This window comes from Nocardia sp. No.11, from assembly GCF_038752175.1.
In the GTDB taxonomy this organism is placed as follows: domain Bacteria; phylum Actinomycetota; class Actinomycetes; order Mycobacteriales; family Mycobacteriaceae; genus Nocardia; species Nocardia canadensis.
On sequence record NZ_JBCGFB010000078.1, the window covers coordinates 1 to 15,780 of the forward strand.

The following is a 15,780-nucleotide window of genomic DNA, read 5'->3' on the forward strand; positions in this document are numbered from 1 at the left end:
CCGCGGCGATGTCGACCGACGACGCGTTCGAGGCGCGCCTCGAGCTGGTGCGCGCGCAGGCCGAATTCGCCGCGGGCAAGCCGGGGTCCGCGCATCGGCGCCTGATGGCGGTGGCGGCGCGGGAGACCGATCCGCGCGCGGCGGCGCGCATCGTCACCAGGGCGGTGCATACCGCCTGGTATCTCGGTCCCGCCGAGCTGGACGAGGTCGCCGCGTTGCTGGCCACGCTGTGCCTGGACGCCGACGATCCGGTCACCCCGATCGTGCGCTACCTGACCGGCGCGGTGGCCGGGCGGCGCACGGTCGACCTGCGGGTGGCGGCGGAGGCGGCCCGCGCCAACGGCGCCGACAGTCCCGCCGACCTCGTCCAGCTGTGCGGCAGCGGGCTCGTCGTCGGCCAGGACGACCAGGTCGGCGAGCTGGCCGAGGTCCTCATCGGCGAAGCCAGGGAGCAGGGCCGGATCGCGCTGCTGGCGCCCCTGCTGTTCTTCCGCGCCGAGGCCGAGCTGTTCGGTGGCCGCCCCGGCGAGAGCCGGATCGCCGCCGGGGAAGGGCTGCGGATCGCCGAGGACATCGGCCAGCCGCAGTGGATCAGCCAGCTCACCGCCTTCCTGGCCTACGGGGCCGCGCTGCGCGGGGACGAGGAGTCCTGCCGCGCCTACGCCGATCGCGCGGTCGCCGAGGAGTTCGGCGGGACACAGTCCGTGGGCGCGCCCTGGGCGCACGCGGCGCTGGCGCTGCTCGCCCTCGGCCAGGGCAGACTGGATCAGGCGCAGGCCGAACTGGACCATATGACCGTCGAACCGGCCCGGCATCACGTCAGCGGATTGCGCACCCTGGTCGATCAGGTGGAGGTGGCGGCCCGGCTCGGCGACACCGACCGGGCCGTCGCGGCGCAGGAACAGCTCGGCGCGTGGTCGCGGCGAACCGGTCAGGCATGGATCGCGGCCGGGGCCGCCAGGGGCGCGGCGATGCTCGCCGAGGGCGCCGACGCCGAAGAGCACTTCCTGGCCGCGCTCACGGCCCAGCGGCCGTTCGACGAGGCCCGTACCCGGCTGCTCTACGGCGAATGGCTGCGCCGCGACAAGCGCAAGGTCGACGCGCGCACCCAGCTCGAACAGGCGCTGGAGCTGTTCGACCGGCTCGAGGCCGGACCGTGGCGGGAACGCACCCGCGCCGAACTGGCCGCGCTCGGCGTCGGCGCCGCCGCGCGCCCCGCGGCGGGCCCGCTCAGCGTGCTCACCCCGCAGGAGTCACAGATCGTGCGGCTGGCCGCGCAGGGCCTGTCGAACCGGGAGATCGCGGCGCGCCTGTTGCTGAGTCACCGCACGGTCGGGCATCACCTGTACAAGGCGTATCCGAAATTGGGGGTGCTCTCACGCGGAGAGCTGCGCGAACTCGACCTAGCGGAGTGAGTGCGCCCTGGCGGCACCGACCGACCAGCGCAGCGCGGCGACGGCGGCCGCGGCGAGCACGGCGGACTGGGCCGAACCGAGGATCAGCAGCAGCAGGGCACCGACGACGAGCCCGGCGACCAGCGCCTCGAGCTTGTAGACCGGCCACGCACTGCCCGCGATGTCGACCGTCGCGGATGCTGCCGATGGGGTGACCACTGCCATGCACACAGGATAGGCGGACATCGAAGTTCGGGCCACCGAACTTTCCTGGCCGGACCTGTCGGGAACATCACACCGCGCACGGTCGTTGTCCAGGTCATGCCACTGACTGGAGAGTACGCACCGAGCACTTCGGACTGGGCCCGTACCCAGGCCGAGACCTACGAGAACTCCGGCGGAGCCGAGGGCACCTCACTGCAGGGCAAGCCCGTCATCCTGCTGACCACCAAGGGCGCCAAGACCGGCAAACTCCGCAAGACCCCGCTGATGCGCGTCGAGCACGACGGCGAGTACGCCGTCGTCGCCTCGCTGGGCGGCGCGCCCAAGCACCCGGTCTGGTACTTCAACATCAAGGCCGAGCCGCACGTCGAACTGCGCGACGGCACCGTCACCAAGGACTACACCGCTCGCGAGGTCTTCGGTGACGAGAAGGCGCTGTGGTGGGACCGCGCCGTGGCGGTGTGGCCGGACTACGCCGAGTACCAGAAGAAGACCGATCGCCAGATCCCCGTCTTCGTCCTCACCCCGCGCTGACGCCGCGTCGCCGGGCCCGTCATCGCGGCTGGTCCGGCGACGGGAGGCGCGCTCTCGCAGCGCTCGAGCCCCTCGGTAGCATTTACCGGGTGTCCCCCATCGCTGACGTCGCCGAAGTGTCCGTAACCCGTCCGCCGCTGACCGCGGACGAGATCGACGCCGCCGCCAAGCGAATTTCCGACATCATCGAGCCGACACCGCTGCAGTACTCCGCGCGGCTGTCGGCGAGCACCGGTGCGCAGGTCTACCTCAAGCGCGAAGACCTCACCGCGGTGCGCTCGTACAAGCTGCGCGGCGCCTACAACCTGATGGTCCAGCTCACCGCCGCCGAGCGCGCGGCCGGTGTGGTCGCGGCCAGCGCGGGCAATCACGCTCAGGGCGTGGCCTTCGCCTGTCAGGCCATGGGCGTGCGCGGGCGCATCTACGTGCCGACCACCACCCCGAAGCAGAAGCGCGATCGCATCCGCGTGCACGGCGGCGAGTTCGTCGAGCTGATCGCCGTCGGCGAGACCTACGACGCGGCCGCCGCGGCCGCCGCCGACGACGTGGCCCGCACCGGCGCGACCATGGTGCCGCCGTTCGACGACCCGCGCACCGCCGCCGGTCAGGGCACCATCGCCGCGGAATTCCTCGAGCAGTTGGGCACCGCGCCCGACCTGGTCATCGTCCCGGTCGGTGGTGGCGGCTGCCTCGCCGGCATCGGCACCTATCTGCGCGAACGCGCGCCGCAGGCCGGTCTGCTCGGCGTCGAGCCCGCGGGCGCGGCCTCGATGACCGCCGCACTGGTGGCGGGCGGTCCGGTCACGCTGCCCGAGATCGACCCGTTCGTCGACGGCGCGGCCGTGCGCCGCATCGGCAACCTGCCGTATCAGGCGGCGTCCTCGTTCGGTGGCCGGGTGGTCTCGCATGCCTCGCTGCCGCTGCTCACCACCACCGAATCCCCCACCGGCACCGCCTCTTTCCGGATGATGCAGGTCGACGAGGGCGCGATCTGCACCGCGATGCTCGACCTGTACCAGAGCGAGGGCATCATCGCCGAGCCCGCGGGCGCGCTGGCCACGGCGGCGCTGGCCGAGATCGAGATCGAGCCGGGATCGACGGTGGTCGTGCTGGTGTCCGGCGGCAACAACGATGTCTCCCGCTACGGCGAGATCATCGAGCGCTCGCTGGTGCACCGGGGTCTCAAGCACTACTTCCTCGTCGACTTCCCGCAGGAACCCGGCGCGCTGCGCCGCTTCCTCGACGACGTCCTCGGCCCCGACGACGACATCACCATGTTCGAGTACGTCAAGCGCAACAACCGGGAGACCGGGGCCGCGCTGGTCGGTATCGAGCTCGGCGCCACCGACGATCTGGCGTCGCTGCTGCACCGCATCGAGGAGTCCCCGATCCAGGCCGAGCGCCTGGAACCGGGTTCTCCGGCGTACCGCTACCTCACCTAGTCCGGACGCGACAGCCCCGGACTACGCCGCGGCGCGGTCCGGGCGCTGCGCGGCCGACCGGGACGAGCGTGCGCCCGCCACGGCCAGCGGCAGCAGCCAGCTCATCGCGAGCTGGTCGTAGGGCAGCAGACCCTGGTCGAGGCGGTTGTGCACGAAGGCCACCGACAGGCCCGACTGCGGGTCGACCCAGCCGAAGGACCCGCCGAGCCCGATGTGGCCGAAGGCGTTGCGCGCGCCGGGTACCGGCATCGAGTGATAGCCGAGGTGCCACATCATCGGGAAGTAGAACAGGGCGTGGTCGAGGCGGTAGGTCTGTACCCGCCGGATCGTCCGGTGGGTCCCGGGCGCCAGGAACGGCCTGCCGTCGACGGTGAGTCCGTCGGCCAGCGCGGAGTACATCCTGGCCAGGCCCGGCGCGGTGCACACACCGTTGCCCGCGGGCATCTCGGAATCGAGGATGGCCGGCTCGTCACCGTCGAGGATGCCGTCGAGCCCGGGCACGAACAGGCAGCGGGCCGCCGCGCCGAGCGGGCCGGGAAACCGCTGACCGATCCGGTCGAGGAAAGCGGCGGCGATCGGGTGGCCCGCCACGCTCAGGTGCGCGCCCGCCAGCCGGGCGTATTCCGTGGACGATCCGACGGCTGGGCGGCCGAGGTGGATGCCGTCGATGCCGAGCGGGTCGGTGACCTCGCTGCGGATGAGCGTGCTCATGCTCTGCCCGGTGACGGCCCTGGCCAGCCCGGCCAGCAGCCAGCCGTAGGTCAGCGCGTGGTAAGTCGGGATGCCGAGCAGCCGGTCGGGGGTGGCCAGCGCGAGCCGGTCCTCCATGAGCTCGTGGTCGAGGGATTCGGCGGCGGTGGTCGCGATCGCGGGCAGCGACGACAGGCCCGCCCGATGGGTGAGCAGGTCGGCGACGGTGATCGCGCCCTTGCCACGCGCGGCGAAGCGCGGCCAGTACTCGGCGACCGGCGCCTGGTAGTCGATCAGGCCGCGATCGGCGAGCCGGTGGATGACGGTGGCGGTGACGCCCTTGGTCGCGGAGAACACGATGGGCGCGGTGTCGGCGGTCCACGGCCGGTCCCCCGCGCTGCCGGTCCACAGATGGGCCAGGGGTTCGCCGTGCCGATAGATCGCGATGGCGCCGCCCGCGCCGCGGCGATGGCCGATCAAGGTGGCGAAAGCGCGCACCAGCGGACCGAATCCGGCCGCGGCGTGACCGCCCACACCGGCCGGGAGGGCAGCGCTGTCCTGCCCATAAGCGTCGTTGCTCATCGTTCAACCGTACGGACGTCTGTTCGCTTGGGCAACGGTCTACCGGCGACCGTAGCCGAGCCGTGCTCTGCGCGGATCAGTCGGTGACCACGGTCCCCGCGCCGTCGCCCTCTTCCAGCACGGCGAAACTGTGCCCCGAGATGAGCGTTCCCGCACCGGATTCGGTCGCGGGCGCCCAGGCGAGCAGCACCCGGCCGTGCACCGGGATCACCGCCACGTCCTCGGACAGGTTGCAGACCACCGAGATCCGGCCGCGCCGCAGCACGAACCAGCGATTCGCCTCGTCGTAGTCGGCCCAGACCCGTTCCAGCCAGGGGTCGGTGAACTCGGACCTGCTCCTGCGCAGAGCGAGCAGCGCGCGATAGCAGGCGAGCAGCCGGGCATGCGGTTCCCTGGTCGGTTCGGTCCAGTCCAGCTTGGAGCGGAGGAAGGTGTCCGGGTCCTGCGGGTCGGGCACCTCGTCGGTGGACCAGCCGTGCTCGGCGAATTCGGCCCGGCGGCCGGCCGCGGTGGCCGCGCCGACGACCGGGTCGGTGTGCGAGGTGAAGAACTGGAACGGGGTGCGCGCACCCCATTCCTCGCCCATGAACAGCATCGGCGTGCTCGCCGAGAGCAGCACCAGCGCCGCCTTCACCGCCAGCTGTCCCGGGGTGAGATAGGCGCTCGGGCGGTCGCCGACGGCCCGGTTGCCGATCTGGTCGTGGGTGCAGGTGTAGCCGAGCAGGGCGCTGCCGGGGATCAGCGCGCGCGGGATCGGCGTGCCGTGGGTGCGGCCGCGGAAGCTGGAATACGTGCCGGCGTGGAAGAACCCGTGGGTGAGGGTCTGGGCCAGGCAGGCCAGCGAGCCGAAATCGGCGTAGTAGCCCTGCCGTTCACCGGACACGGCCGTGTGCACGGCGTGGTGCAGGTCGTCGTTCCACTGGCCGGTCAGGCCGTAGCCGCCCGCCGCGCGCGGCGTGATCAGGCGAGGGTCGTTGAGGTCGCTTTCGGCGATCAGGCTCAGCGGGCGGCCCAGATGCGCCGACAGCGCGGTGGTTTCGACGACGAGTTCCTCGAGCAGGTGGGTCGCGGTGCGGTCGACCAGCGCGTGCACGGCATCGATGCGCAGCGCGTCGATGTGGAAGTCGCGCAGCCAGCGCAGGGCGTTGTCGATGATGTGGCGGCGGACCGCGTCGGAGCCGGGACCGTCCAGGTTCAGGCTCTCGCCCCAGGTATTGCGCCCCGAGGTGAGGTAGGGGCCGAAGCGGGGCAGGTAGTTGCCGGAGGGGCCGAGATGGTTGTAGACCACGTCCAGGCAGACCGCCAGGCCGCGCGCGTGGCAGGCGTCGACGAAGCGTTGCAGGCCGTCGGGACCGCCGTAGCTCTCCTGCACCGCGTACCAGAGCACGCCGTCGTAGCCCCAGTTGTGGGTGCCGTCGAAGGCGTTGACCGGCATCAGCTCGACCGTGGTGACGCCCAGCGCGACCAGGTGGTCGAGCCGGTCGATCGCCGCGTCGAAGGTGCCGTCCGGGGTGAAGGTGCCGATGTGCAGTTCGTAGAACACCGAACCGGCCAGCTGTCTGCCGGTCCAGTTCCGGTCGGTCCAGGCCGCCGGGTCCAGGTCGTGCACGGCGGAGGGCTCGTGCACTCCGTCGGGTTGGCGCGGGGAGCGCGGGTCGGGCAGCACGGTCGGATCGTCGTCGATCAGGAACCCGTAGCGGGCGCCCTGACCTGCGTCGACGGTGACCGACCAGCGTCCGCCGCCATTGCGCCGCATCGCATGGGTCACCCCGTCCAGTTGCAGCCGCACCGCCCCCGCCTCCGGCGCCCAGACCCGAAACTGCCTCATGGCCCCAGCATCGCACGCGCGCGGTCATCGGGCAGGGCGACCGGTGCCACGCGCGGTGGGGCTCCCGGCTTCCGGCCGACATCAGTCGTGGGCCACCACCCCGACCGGCCCTGTGCCGAAGCACAATTCGATGTTCGGCGTCAGCGCGCGGACCCGCAGCGCCGTGCCGCCGCCGAGCATGCGGAGGTAGACCGGGTGCAGTCCGGCCCTGACCTCGGCGACGGTTTCGGCGGCGCCCTCGAACGAGACGGCGATCGCGCCGTCGCGGTCGGCCAGGTAGTTGAGCTGGGCGGTCCATTCGCGGATCTGCATCGGTCCGTCCAGCGGCAGCCGGAGCGCCTCGCCCGGCGTCATCCGGTAGCCGCAGCCGGGTTCCGGGGCGGGCACGATCGAGCGGTTCCACCACACCTGGGCGTCGACGAGGTCGCCGTCGTCGGTGAACATCCGCAGGTGCGGTGTCGAGCGGGCGAAGGTGTCCGGTCCGGCGAGCGCGGCGAATACCTGGTCGGTCATGTTCTGCGGGAAGGCCAAGGGGTTGAGCACGTTCCAGGGAACCTCTTGCGGCAAGAGCGGCGCGTCCGCGTTCGGGAGTGCGGCGCGCACCCCGGTGACGTAGGTGCGGGCCGGGCTCGGCTCCCAGGAGCGGGTGAAGGTGACGGTTGAAAACACGCTGCTCACGAGGAAGATCACGGTCGCCGCCACGGGCACGACCGCGCGGAAGCCAACGCGATCACCGTCGTCTCGCTCCGCGACGAGCTGCCGCACCGCGAGCCCGCCACGGAGACGTTCTCCCGCCTCGTGAGCCGTCATGTCATCGGCCACCGAGGAACCGGCGTGGACGCCACGCGGCACGCGGTGCGCGGCGGTCATGATCAGGGCGAGTCCCAGGCAGGCGATCGCGGCGACATCCGCGAAGTACCGGATGGACTGCAGCAACAGCGCCGCGGTGCCCGGTCCGTCACGCAGCACCACCACCGGCGCGACGGTCAGCACGACGTAGGCGGCCGCGCACACCCAGACCGCGCCGACCCGGACTCGCGTGCGGATCGTCCACGCCGCGAACGCGATCAGCAGCAGCCAGCACAGCGCGACGGCCACGCCGGGCGGATCGGCCCACGGGGTCGCGGGCTGCCAGCGTTCCCACCGCCACGGTCCCCCGAACAGAGCGGGTACCAGGCCGTCCGAGAGCGCTTGGCGCAGCAGCGCGGTGGGCTGCTCGGGCCGGGACAGCCCGCGCGGACGCTGGATGACCAGCAGGAAGAACGCCGACCACGCCAGCAGCACACCGCCCGCCGCCGTCCAGAGAGCGGCGCCGCGCCGGGCGACCGCGCGCACCGATTCCCCGCGGACGTACGCCGACAGCGTCACCACCGCGAACGCGACCGGCAGCACCACCACCGCCTTCTCGAAGCACAGCAACGCGACCGCGTACCCGGCCGCGCCCGACACCGCGTACCGACGGCGGCCGGTGCGCACGAGCCGCAGGGCGTCCGCGCTGACCCAGGCGAGCGCGATCTGCAGCGGCAGCGCGTTCACCGCGGCCGACCACCAGGCGAAGGCGGGCACCGTCAGCGGCACGAACAGGTAGCAGGTCAACGGCACCAGCAGGCGTGGCCCGGTCCCGAGCAGCACGACGACCAGCCGCAGCACGGCCAGGGAGGCCAGCAGCTGCAACAGCACCAGGACGGCCGCCGCCACTGCCCACTCGAACGGCGCCACCGCGGTCACCACCCAGGTCAGCGCGAACGCCATCGGCATCACGTGTCCGTCGTGGCTGGTGAACAGCAACTCCGCCGACCACAGCGGATGCCGCCCCACCTCGCCGAGCAGGATGAAGTCGTCCCAGTAGAAGAACCCCGACGCCGCGACCCAGCCGCGCAGGACCAGCTGCGCCACGATCAGCGCGGCGGCGGCGAGCAGCACGGCCCGCGGCGACACCCGCAGGCGCGGCCGCGCGGGCCGCGCGGGTTGTGGTGGCGAATCGAGCCGAGTCGCTGACGTCACGTCTCCCGACGCTAGCTCGTCGCCCGCCGGGTTTCGATGAGCACCCGCCGGGGCCGTTCTGGACTGACATGTCCACAACGCGCGACGGTCGCCGTCATGGCCCGTCCCAAGGAACTCGACGAGGACCGCGCGCTCCAGCGCTCCATGACGACCGAGAACGCGACCATCTTCGAGATCCTCGACCGCGGCGCACCGGCCCGCGATCGTCTCCGTGCGGTCCTGGACCAGGCCGCCGACGCTCCGGACGCCGAACCGGCGGGCCGCCTGGTGCTCGATTCGACCGTCGAACTCGCCCCGCACGACACCGCGGTCAGGGCGACGCTGCGCGCCGACCAGGACCGCAGCCTCGCCGCGCTCACCGCCACCATCACCGACGGGCAGCGTGCCGGGGAGATCACCACCGACCCCCGCCCGCGACCTCGCCCGGTTCCTGACCGCGACGATCAGCGGCATGCGCGTCGCCGCAGAGAGAGCTCTCCGTGCCGCCCGCCCTCTGCATCCTGGGGTTGTCGATCTTCGCCCAGGGCAGCTCCGAGCTGATGCTCGCCGGACTGCTCACCGACCTCACCGCCGATCTCGGTGTCTCCATTCCCCCTGCGGGCCTGGTCATCTCGGGCTTCGCGCTCGGCATGCCGGTCGAGGCACCGGTGCTCGCCGTGGTCACGCTGTGCCTGCCCCGGTGCGACACCCTGCTGGTCTTCCTCGCCGTCCTGGTGGCCGCGCATATCGTCGGCGCGCTGACCGGCGAGTACCGGATGCTGTTCGGGACGCGCGTGGTGAGCGCGTTCGTCGACGCCGGTTTCTGGGCGATCGCGGCGGCGAGCCCGGTCCCCGCCGACCTGCACGGCCGGGCGATGAGCATCGTTTCCTGACCGGCCGGGGGCGCGCGATGCTCGCGGGAGCACCGCGCCCGGCTCAGCCCAGGCAGCCGGGACCGAGCAGTGCCTTCAGATCGCCCATCAGCGCCGAGGACGGGCTGACCCGCCAGCTGTCGTCGAGCTTGAGCAGGGTGGTCTTCTCCCGCGCGCCGACATGGCGGACATGCACGTCGGAGGTGCCGGGGTGGCGCGAGAGCACCTTCTTGAGCTCACCGATCTTGTCCGGCGTGCACATGCGGGTCGTCATCACGACCGATACCGGCTTCGCCACGCCGATCGCCGAGAGATCGGGCACCACAAGGTCGTTGGCGATCAGCGAGATGCGGTCGTCGCGGACCGACACGCGCGCCTTGACCAGCACCACGGCGTCCTCGACCACGTCCATGCCGTAGACCGAGTACGACTGCGGGAAGAACAGCACCTCCACGCCACCGGTGAGATCCTCGAGCTGCGCCGAGGCCCAGGCCAGGCCGTTCTTGTTGATCCGACGGTTGACCGAGGCGAGGATGCCGCCGATGGTCACCTGCGCGCCGTCCTTGACGTCGCCTTCCAGGATCGCCGGGATGGGCGTGTCGACCTGGGCGGCCAGCACGTGCTCGACACCGTTGAGCGGATGCCCGGAGACATAGAGGCCCAGCATCTCGCGCTCGAGGGCGAGCTTGTGCTTGGTCTCCCATTCGTCCTCGGGGACCTTCACATTGAAGACCGAGGCCACCGAGTCGTCGCCGTCGTCCAGGCCGCCGAACAGGTCGAACTGGCCGATCGCCTCGGCCTTCTTGGTCGACATCACCGCGTCGATCGCATCGGAATGGATCAGCAGCAGGCCCTTGCGCGGATGCCCGAGGGAGTCGAAACCGCCTGCCTTGATGAGCGATTCGGTGACCTTCTTGGAGCAGGCGATCGCGTCGATCTTGTTCAGGTAGTCGGAGAAGTCGGTGAACTTCGACTTCTCCTTGCGCGCGGCGATGATCGAGGACACCACGTTGGCGCCGACGTTGCGGACCGCGCCCAGACCGAAGCGGATGTCCTTGCCGACCGAGGCGAAGTTCTGCTCGGACTCGTTGACATCCGGCGGCAGCACCGTGATGCCCATCTTGCGGCAGTCCGACAGGTAGATCGCGGCCTTGTCCTTGTCGTCACCCACGGAGGTGAGCAGGCCGGCCATGTACTCGGCCGGGTAGTTGGCCTTGAGGTAGGCGGTCCAGAAGGAGACCAGGCCGTAGCCGGCGGCGTGCGATTTGTTGAACGCGTAGCCGGCGAACGGGAGGATGGTGTCCCACAGGGCCTTGATCGCGGGCTCGGAGAAGTCGTTCTTGAGCATGCCCTCGCGGAAGCCCGCGTAGGCCTCCTCCAGCACCGAGAGCTTCTTCTTACCCATGGCGCGGCGCAGGATGTCGGCCTGACCGAGCGAGTACCCGGCGACCTTCTGCGCGATCTGCATGATCTGTTCCTGATAGACGATCAGGCCGAAGGTGTCGGCCAGGATCTCTTTCAGCGGCTCTTCGAGCTCGGGGTGGATCGGCTTGACCTCTTGGCGACCGTTCTTGCGGTCGGCGTAGTCGTTGTGGGCGTTCATGCCCATCGGGCCGGGGCGGTACAGCGCCAGCACGGCGACGATGTCCTCGAAGCCGGTGGGCTGCATGCGGCGCAGCAGATCGCGCATGGCACTGCCGTCGAGCTGGAACACCCCGAGCGTGTCGCCGCGGGCGAGCAGCTCGTAGGTGGCCGGGTCGTTGAGCGGCAGATGATCCATGTCGAGATCGATGCCGCGATTGGCCTTGATGTTCTCCAGGGCGTCACCGATGACGGTGAGGTTGCGCAGACCCAGGAAGTCCATCTTCAGCAGGCCGATGGCCTCACACGACGGGTAGTCCCAGCCCGTGATGATCGCGCCGTCCTGCGCGCGCTTCCACACCGGGATCGCGTCGGTGAGCGGCTCGGAGGACATGATGACCGCGCAGGCGTGCACGCCCGCGTTGCGGATCAGGCCTTCCAGGCCACGCGCCGTCTCGTAGATCTTGGCGACGTCGGGGTTGGAGCTGATCAGCTCACGGACCTCGGCGGCTTCCTTGTAGCGCTCGTGGTCCGGGTCGGTGATGCCCGAGACCGAGATGTCCTTGGCCATGATCGGCGGCGGCAGCGCCTTGGTGATCTGGTCGGCGATGGCGAAACCGGGCTGGCCGAACAGGACTCGCGCGGAGTCCTTGATCGCGGCCTTGGTCTTGATGGTGCCGAAGGTGATCACCTGGGCGACGCGGTCGCTGCCCCACTTCTCGGTGGCGTAGCGGACCATCTCACCGCGGCGGCGATCGTCGAAGTCGATATCGATATCGGGCATCGACACGCGCTCGGGGTTGAGGAACCGCTCGAACAGCAGGCCGTGCGGGATCGGGTCGATATTGGTGATGCCCATCGCGTAGGCGACGAGCGAGCCCGCGGCCGAACCACGGCCGGGGCCGACGCGGATGCCGACCTCGAGGGCATGGCGGATCAGGTCACCGACGACGAGGAAGTAGGCGGGGAAACCCATTTCGCAGATGACGCCGAGTTCGTAGTCGGCGCGGGCGAGGTAGTCCTGCGGCGGGCCGTCGGGGAAGCGGCGATCCAGACCGTCGAGGACTTCCTTGCGCAGCCAGGTGGCCTGGGTGTGGCCCTCGGGCACCGGGAAGATCGGCATCCGGTCGCGGTGGGCCCACACGTCGTCGTAGGACTGCACGCGTTCGCCGATGAGTTCGGTGTTGTCGCAGGCGCCGGGGACCTCCGCGTCCCAGATCGCGCGCATCTCCGCGGCGGACTTCAGGTAGTAGCCGTCACCGTCGAACTTGAAGCGGGTCGGGTCCGAGAGCGTCTTGCCGGTCTGGATGCACAGCAGCGCTTCGTGATTGGTCGACTGGTCCTTGGTGACGTAGTGGCAGTCGTTGGTGGCGATGGGCGGAATGTCGAGCTGCTTGCTGATGCTGAGCAAGCCCTCGCGGACCCGGCGCTCGATGGACAGGCCGTGGTCCATCACCTCGAGGAAGAAGTTCTCCTTGCCGAAGATCTCCTGCCACTTCGCGGCGGCCTCGAGCGCCTCGCGCTCGTGACCGAGGCGCAGCCGGGTCTGCACCTCACCCGACGGGCAACCCGTCGTGGCGATGATGCCCTCCGCATACTGCGCGATGATCTCCTCGTCCATGCGCGCCCACTTGCCCAGCTGACCCTCGATGGAGGCCAGGCTCGACAGTTTGAACAGGTTGCGCAGGCCGGTCGCGTTCTCGGCGACCATGGTCATGTGGGTGTAGGCGCCCGAACCCGACACGTCGTCGCTCTTCTGACCGGGATCGCCCCACTGCACCCGCTTGGTGTTGAACCGCGACTCCGGCGCGATATAGGCCTCGATGCCGATGATCGGCTTGATGCCGGCCTTCTTGGCGCTGTTGTAGAACTCCGAGGCGCCGTACATGTTGCCGTGGTCGGTCATGCCGACGGCGGTCATGCCCAGCCGTTCCGCCTCCGCGAACAGCGGCGAAATCTTCGCCGCACCATCGAGCATGGAGTACTCGGTGTGGTTGTGCAGGTGAACGAACGATCCGGACGGAGCCAAGACGGTCCTTCCTCCCAGGGTGTCGACGGGGGTTGGCCTAGGCATTCTAGGCACGTGGGTCCGACAACATTTCGCGTGCCACACGGGCACCCCGCCCCCGTGCTGGACGGTTGCGGCGTGTCGTGGCGAAGGTCACCGGCGAGTCCTCGGCAACGTCTGTTTTCCGCTGGTTCACCGGGGCGCGCGGGTACCGGGCGCGCGCATCGGCGCGCGGCGGCGGACTGCGGCGATAATCGCCGGATGCGAGCGGACAGGAGTGCACGGTGACGACCACAGCGGTGGCGCTGGCCGGCGTGGTGATCGTCGTGGCCACCGCCTGGCTGGTGTGGCGACGGACGCAGCGGGTGGTGACCACGCCTGCCCAGCGGGCCGTTCATCAGGCGTTGCATACCGCGTCGCTGGCGGCGGTGCCGTTGCGGCGGGGGTTGACGGCGGAGGCGGCGCGGAAGGCGGCGCCGCATCTGCGGGCGCTGGCCGGGGCCGAGGCGCTGGGAGTGGTGGACGCGGAGGCGACGCTGCTGGCGTGGGATGGGCCGCATCCGGAGATGGTCGAGGCGTTCGCCGAGGCGGCGCGGCGGGCGATCGCCGACGAACGCGCGGTGCTGGTCGGTGGGGACGAGCATTCGCTCATCGCGCAGCCGCTGCTGATCGAGACAGGGGCGGCGGTGGGCGCACTCGGGATGGTGACCACCGGGAAGCCGGGACCCGGCATGCTCGGGGCGGCGGGTGAGGTCGCCCGGTATGCGTGCGGGCAGCTGGAGCTGGCCGAGCTGGACGCCTCGAGGGCCCGGGTCGACCGGGCCGAACTGCGGGCGCTGAGGGCGCAGATCAGTCCGCATTTCATCTACAACGCGCTCAATACGATCGCCTCCTTCGTCCGCACCGATCCCGACCGGGCCCGCGAACTCATCCTCGAATTCGCCGACTTCACCCGCTATTCGTTCCGCGCCGCGGGCGAATTCACCGTCCTCGCCGACGAACTGCGCAATATCGAGCGCTACCTCGCGCTGGAACAGGCCCGCTTCGGCGACGCACTCGACGTGCGGTTGCAGATCGCACCCGAGGTACTCGGCGTGGTGCTGCCGTTCCTGGCCCTGCAACCGCTGGTGGAGAACGCGGTGCGGCACGGCCTCGGCGGCGGCGGTCGCGGCGGGCACTTGAGCATCGTCGCCGGCGACGAGGGCACCGACTGCCTGATCAGCGTCGAGGACGACGGCATCGGCATGGACCCCGAACTCCTGCGCTCGGGCGCCCTCGACGCCGTCGACACCGGCACCGGCCCCGCCCGCACCGGCGAAGCCGCCCACGTCGGCCTCGCCAACGTCGACGACCGCCTGCGCGCCGCCTTCGGCAACGACTACGGGCTGGTCGTGGACACCGCCCCCGGGGCGGGCACCAAGGTCAGCATGCGCGTCCCCAAATTCCGTGCGGGCATCCGCGCCTGAACGACCGGGTTCCCGGACGGGCGGATCGCGGATGATCGCACGCTCGTCACACACTCTTAAACATATCTGTTTCGGAAACCGATACTGTGACGCCTGTTCACAGCTAACATCTCGTTCACCCACTGGGCGCTGGGGTGACGACGGCGCCCCGCGGGCTTCCACCCCTTGCGCGGCGTTGCCGACCTGGCTGCGTCGGCGACCGCGCCGACATCGAACAGGATTCGCTGTGAACAAGATTCGTCGGACAGGGCAGCGGCTCGCCGCGGCCGCGGTCACGATCACCGCCTGCACGCTCGGGGGGATCCCCCACGCCACGGCCGACAGTGCCGTGCAACCGGATCCCAGTGGCTCGCTGCTCTACAGCCGGCTGGTGAAGAACGACGACGGATCACTGAAAACCAACGGTAAGGGCGGCTATTTCGTCTCCGCGCCCTACACCGGCAACGAGGTGACCCGCAAGGTCGGCAGGCTCACCACCGGCGGGCTGTGCACCGCGACGGTGCTCGACAGTCCGAGCGGCGCCTTGGCGATCACCGCGCGTCACTGCATCGACAACGACGCGGCGCTGATCGCGGCCGGCAGGGCGACATTCACCCCGGCCTGGCACGACGGGCAGCGCCCCTACGGTGACTGGGTGGTCGACAGGACCTTCACCTCCGAGATCCCCGTGGACGGCAGCGTTCCCGATGTCGCCGTGCTCGCGATCCGCCCCGCCGAGGGCAACCGCGTCGTCTCGGCGGCCACCGGTGGCGGCCTGAAGGTGCACCCGGCACTGTCGAGCAGCCAGTCGGTCCAGTCGACACTGCTCGGCTACCCCGGTCCCGCACCGTACAACGCCGTGCTGATGTCGGCGTGCGTGGGCGATTACACCTATTTCCCCGGCCGGGGCCGCGCCGCCGTACACCGGGTCACCGACCAGTCCGAGTGCCACGTCGGTGGCGGATCCAGCGGCGGCCCCTACGTGACCGGTACGGCCGCGGGCCCGCAGATCATCACCGTCCTCAACAGCGACGGCGGCTCGGCGATCGCGGGGGTCGCCCCCGCCCTCGTCACCGAAGCCGACAACTGGGTCTTCGCCCAGTACCCGGGCCTGCCCCGCGGGGGTGGCTTGCCCTCCACCGGTTCCGGTTCCTGACCCGAGGCAGGGTGATGCGGCGCAGGTCGGTGGGCGAACCGGC

Annotated in this window: 12 protein-coding genes; 7 read left to right on the plus strand and 5 right to left on the minus strand. The window is 70.6% G+C overall.

Annotated elements, in window-relative coordinates; genetic code table 11:
* Positions 1–1,415 (plus strand): LuxR C-terminal-related transcriptional regulator (locus V8688_RS21460; protein WP_342801560.1); only part of this gene is annotated, 1,415 nt, incomplete at its 5' end.
* On the opposite strand, the gene V8688_RS21465 is transcribed toward V8688_RS21460, so the two are convergent.
* Positions 1,404–1,619 (minus strand): hypothetical protein, encoded by a 216-nt coding sequence (locus tag V8688_RS21465; protein ID WP_189034831.1) that lies wholly within the window; start codon positions 1,617–1,619, stop codon positions 1,404–1,406. The genes V8688_RS21460 and V8688_RS21465 overlap by 12 nt on opposite strands.
* Positions 1,620–1,715: 96 nt before the next feature.
* Here V8688_RS21465 and V8688_RS21470 point away from each other — a divergent pair, with 96 nt between their 5' ends.
* Positions 1,716–2,150, plus strand: coding sequence for a nitroreductase family deazaflavin-dependent oxidoreductase (locus V8688_RS21470; RefSeq protein ID WP_218720660.1), 435 nt, complete (start codon positions 1,716–1,718; stop codon positions 2,148–2,150).
* Between the two features lie 89 nt (positions 2,151–2,239).
* Entirely contained in the window at positions 2,240–3,592 is a 1,353-nt protein-coding gene (ilvA, locus tag V8688_RS21475; RefSeq protein WP_218720659.1) for a threonine ammonia-lyase IlvA, read from the plus strand.
* Positions 3,593–3,613: 21 nt separating this feature from the next.
* On the opposite strand, the gene V8688_RS21480 is transcribed toward ilvA, so the two are convergent.
* The 3 genes from V8688_RS21480 to V8688_RS21490 all read right to left on the minus strand — a co-directional run bounded on the left by V8688_RS21480 (position 3,614) and on the right by V8688_RS21490 (position 8,696).
* Complete coding sequence (locus V8688_RS21480) at positions 3,614–4,864, minus strand: serine hydrolase domain-containing protein (RefSeq protein WP_218720658.1); 1,251 nt, start codon at positions 4,862–4,864, stop codon at positions 3,614–3,616.
* A 76-nt stretch (positions 4,865–4,940) separates the two neighbouring features.
* Positions 4,941–6,692 carry a malto-oligosyltrehalose trehalohydrolase gene (treZ, locus tag V8688_RS21485; RefSeq protein ID WP_342801561.1) on the minus strand — a complete coding sequence of 584 codons (1,752 nt, stop codon included), beginning with the start codon at positions 6,690–6,692 and terminating at the stop codon, positions 4,941–4,943.
* Positions 6,693–6,773: 81 nt separating this feature from the next.
* On the minus strand, positions 6,774–8,696 hold the full coding sequence (locus V8688_RS21490; RefSeq protein ID WP_316573216.1) for a hypothetical protein: 1,923 nt from the start codon (positions 8,694–8,696) through the stop codon (positions 6,774–6,776).
* 96 nt (positions 8,697–8,792) lie between these two features.
* Here V8688_RS21490 and V8688_RS21495 point away from each other — a divergent pair, with 96 nt between their 5' ends.
* On the plus strand, positions 8,793–9,236 hold the full coding sequence (locus V8688_RS21495; protein ID WP_342801562.1) for a hypothetical protein: 444 nt from the start codon (positions 8,793–8,795) through the stop codon (positions 9,234–9,236).
* Complete coding sequence (locus tag V8688_RS21500) at positions 9,203–9,568, plus strand: hypothetical protein (protein WP_342801563.1); 366 nt, start codon at positions 9,203–9,205, stop codon at positions 9,566–9,568. Before V8688_RS21495 ends, V8688_RS21500 begins: the two co-directional genes overlap by 34 nt.
* Positions 9,569–9,611: 43 nt before the next feature.
* Here V8688_RS21500 and dnaE read toward each other — a convergent pair whose 3' ends face one another.
* Positions 9,612–13,202, minus strand: a complete 3,591-nt coding sequence (gene dnaE, locus V8688_RS21505) for a DNA polymerase III subunit alpha (protein WP_218720654.1) — start codon at positions 13,200–13,202, stop codon at positions 9,612–9,614.
* A 218-nt stretch (positions 13,203–13,420) separates the two neighbouring features.
* Between dnaE and V8688_RS21510 the strand changes: the two genes are divergently transcribed.
* Together V8688_RS21510 and V8688_RS21515 are read left to right on the plus strand one after the other, a co-directional pair.
* Positions 13,421–14,602, plus strand: coding sequence for a histidine kinase (locus V8688_RS21510; RefSeq protein ID WP_342801564.1), 1,182 nt, complete (start codon positions 13,421–13,423; stop codon positions 14,600–14,602).
* A gap of 226 nt (positions 14,603–14,828) precedes the next feature.
* On the plus strand, positions 14,829–15,737 hold the full coding sequence (locus V8688_RS21515; RefSeq protein WP_342801565.1) for a hypothetical protein: 909 nt from the start codon (positions 14,829–14,831) through the stop codon (positions 15,735–15,737).
* The last annotated feature ends 43 nt before the right edge of the window (positions 15,738–15,780 follow it).

Excerpts from the sequence above, each read along its gene's own strand:
- V8688_RS21465 (WP_189034831.1), bottom strand. The coding sequence starts at position 1,619 with ATGGCAGTGGTCACCCCATCGGCAGCATCCGCGACGGTCGACATCGCG.
- V8688_RS21470 (WP_218720660.1), top strand. The coding sequence starts at position 1,716 with ATGCCACTGACTGGAGAGTACGCACCGAGCACTTCGGACTGGGCCCGT.
- V8688_RS21480 (WP_218720658.1), bottom strand. The coding sequence starts at position 4,864 with ATGAGCAACGACGCTTATGGGCAGGACAGCGCTGCCCTCCCGGCCGGT.
- treZ (WP_342801561.1), bottom strand. The coding sequence starts at position 6,692 with ATGAGGCAGTTTCGGGTCTGGGCGCCGGAGGCGGGGGCGGTGCGGCTG.
- V8688_RS21495 (WP_342801562.1), top strand. The coding sequence starts at position 8,793 with ATGGCCCGTCCCAAGGAACTCGACGAGGACCGCGCGCTCCAGCGCTCC.
- dnaE (WP_218720654.1), bottom strand. The coding sequence starts at position 13,202 with ATGCCTAGGCCAACCCCCGTCGACACCCTGGGAGGAAGGACCGTCTTG.